Here is a 2,503-nt window from a genome sequence, read left to right on the forward strand (position 1 = left end):
CGGTGCTCGTGGCGGGCGAGCACCGCGCCCAGCACCTCGGCGTCGTGCTTGTGGTCGACCTCGACGCCGGCCAGCCTGCCGACCGTGCGCTCCCACAGCAGGCCCTCGTACACGGTCAACAGGTCCAGGGCGGCGGTGGCCGGGTCGCGTAGCCCGGCGGCGTCGAGCGCGCCCACGAGGTCGCTCGGATCGAGCAGTGCGGCCACGAGGTCCGTGGTGTCCTCCTTGCCGGCGAGTTCGACGATCAACGCCGACCTGGCCGCCAGCTCACCGCGGTAGTCGGCCAACAGTCCGTCGACCATGCGCGTGAGCATCCCCAGCACGTCGTCGGCGTCGGAGGACGCCAACTCCTGGATCCCCGAGACCTCGACGAATCCCCGCAGCAGCGAGGTGAGCCGGTCGACGGTGAGGGTGAGCAGCTGCGCGCGGGTGCGGCAGTAGTAGGAGGTGGAGCCCGAGGGCAATCCCGCCTCCGAGTCCACGGCGCGATGGGTGAGGGCACGGACCCCGTCCCTCGCCACGACCTCGATCGCGGAATCGGCGATGAGCATGCGCCGGTCCTCCATGGGGGCTCCCGTCGTCGTGTTCCACGGACATTCAGCTCGACCGGTGTAGTGCCGGACGTCGACGGGTCCCGCCGACTCGAGCGACAGCCTATCGCCGTACGGGGCCGTCGGCGTCGGAATCACGGACGCCCCGGCACCGGTATCCGGTGCCGGGGCGTCCCTGGCGTCGATCCTGCGGCCGTTGGTCAGGCCACGGCGGCGACCTTGCGGGCCCGCCGCGTGGCGCGGTGGTGCTGTAGCGCGGTCTTCAGGCCCGCCCGCTGACCCTCCACGGCCGGCAGCGGCTTGGGCTGGTCGGCGAACATCCGCTCGGAGTGGGTCTCCGGCGCGTCATCGGTCGTGTCGCGCAGCATGTGGTTGGGCAGCGACAGCTTGGCGATGGTGCGCCAGGTCTTGAAGTACTGCACCGGCAGGGGACCGGCCACGTAGGGCAGGTCGTACTTGCGGCACACCTCACGTACCCGGATGGACGCCTCCGCGAGCCGGTTGGACGACATGTCCGGGTAGATGTGGTGCTCGATCTGGTACGACAGGTTGCCGGACATGAAGTCGACGACCGGACCGCCGGTGATGTTGGCGGAGCCGAGCATCTGCCGCAGGTACCACTCCGCCTGCGTCTCGTTCTCCACGTCCTTCTTGGTGAACTTCTCGGCACCGTCGGGGAAGTGGCCACAGAAGATCACCGCGTTGGTCCAGACGTTGCGGATCCCGTTGGCGACCAGGTTGGCGGTGGCGGTGGACTTCCACCCCTTGCCGGACAGCAGCGGGTAGAAGACGTAGTCCTTGGCGAGCTGACGGCCGGCCTTCTTGGCGAAGAGCGAGAGCTTGCTCATGGTCTCGCGACGGTCGTCACGACCCTTGGCGACCTTGCCCAGCTCGAGGTGCTGGATCCCCACGCCCCATTGGAACAGCAGCGCGAGGGCCGCGTTGTAGGCGATGTTCCCGTAGTAGAAGGGGTGCCAACGCTGGTCGCGGGTCACCCGGAGAACGCCGTACCCCACGTCGTCGTCCAGGCCGACGATGTTGGTGTACTTGTGGTGGATGTAGTTGTGGGTCTGCTTCCAGTGCTCGGCGGTGCCCACGATGTCCCACTCCCAGGTGGTGGAGTGGATCTCGGGGTCGTTCATCCAGTCCCACTGCCCGTGCATGATGTTGTGGCCGAGTTCCATGTTCTCGACGATCTTGGCGACACCGAGGGTGCCTGCGCCGATCGCCCAGGCCGTGCGGTTACGCGAGCCCACGAGGAGCAGTGCACGGGCCGCGATCTCGAGTCCCCGCTGGAAACGGATCGTATTGTGGATGTACGCGGCATCTCGCTCGCCGAGGGAGCCGATGATGTCCTGACGGATCTGCTCGAGCTCCGCGCCGAGGGCTTCGATGTCGGACTCGGAGAGGTGCGCGAATTCCGGGATGTCGGTGATGGCCATGAAGCTACGGTACCGTAACTTACGGTCGCGTAGGTACGTTCGGTTGCGTGGGTCACAATTTGGGTGTGCGGTGAGCTGATCGATCACCGCCCAGTTGTGGTGTGGCCGAGGACTCTTTTCCGGCGCCGAAGCGTGCGTGGCCTGCGCGGGAGTTCGACGATGTCACGCCGGACATCACGGTTGTGTAACGTCGAGCGGGTTCGTGACGACATAGATGGCGTTACGTGGGGTACAGACAGAACGCCCGATACCGCAGTACGACTCAGTACGCAGCAGTAAATACGAGGGGACACATCATGAGCAACGCCAACGACATCTTCCTGCAGGCCATCCAGCCGGTCATCGACATCTTCTGGTCGCTGGTGTGGACCGCCACCGGTTCGACCATCAGTGTTCCCCGTCCGACCGCTCCCGCGGGCACTCCCGAGTCGGTCTGATCCTTTCGAGCGCCGGGTTCACCGCCCGGTGATCTCCGCGGCAGCCCGCCCCTCGCTCGAGGGGCGGGCTGCC

Annotated in this window: 3 protein-coding genes; 1 reads left to right on the forward strand and 2 read right to left on the reverse strand. The window is 66.8% G+C overall.

Annotated elements, in window-relative coordinates; genetic code table 11:
* Both G6023_RS08160 and G6023_RS08165 read right to left on the reverse strand, forming a co-directional pair.
* Positions 1-566 (reverse strand): TetR/AcrR family transcriptional regulator (locus tag G6023_RS08160; RefSeq protein ID WP_182634928.1); only part of this gene is annotated, 566 nt, incomplete at its 3' end.
* A gap of 185 nt (positions 567-751) precedes the next feature.
* Positions 752-1,993 carry a fatty acid desaturase family protein gene (locus G6023_RS08165; RefSeq protein WP_182634931.1) on the reverse strand — a complete coding sequence of 414 codons (1,242 nt, stop codon included), beginning with the start codon at positions 1,991-1,993 and terminating at the stop codon, positions 752-754.
* A gap of 296 nt (positions 1,994-2,289) precedes the next feature.
* On the opposite strand from G6023_RS08165, the gene G6023_RS08170 reads away from it, so the two are divergent.
* The gene (locus G6023_RS08170; RefSeq protein WP_167492364.1) at positions 2,290-2,430 is read left to right on the forward strand and encodes a hypothetical protein; all 141 of its coding nucleotides are present in this window, start codon (positions 2,290-2,292) and stop codon (positions 2,428-2,430) included.
* Positions 2,431-2,503 lie beyond the last annotated feature (73 nt).

The organism is Dietzia sp. DQ11-71, assembly GCF_014144995.1.
Classification (GTDB): domain Bacteria; phylum Actinomycetota; class Actinomycetes; order Mycobacteriales; family Mycobacteriaceae; genus Dietzia; species Dietzia kunjamensis.

Excerpts from the sequence above, each read along its gene's own strand:
- G6023_RS08170 (WP_167492364.1), top strand. The coding sequence starts at position 2,290 with ATGAGCAACGCCAACGACATCTTCCTGCAGGCCATCCAGCCGGTCATC.
- G6023_RS08165 (WP_182634931.1), bottom strand. The coding sequence starts at position 1,993 with ATGGCCATCACCGACATCCCGGAATTCGCGCACCTCTCCGAGTCCGAC.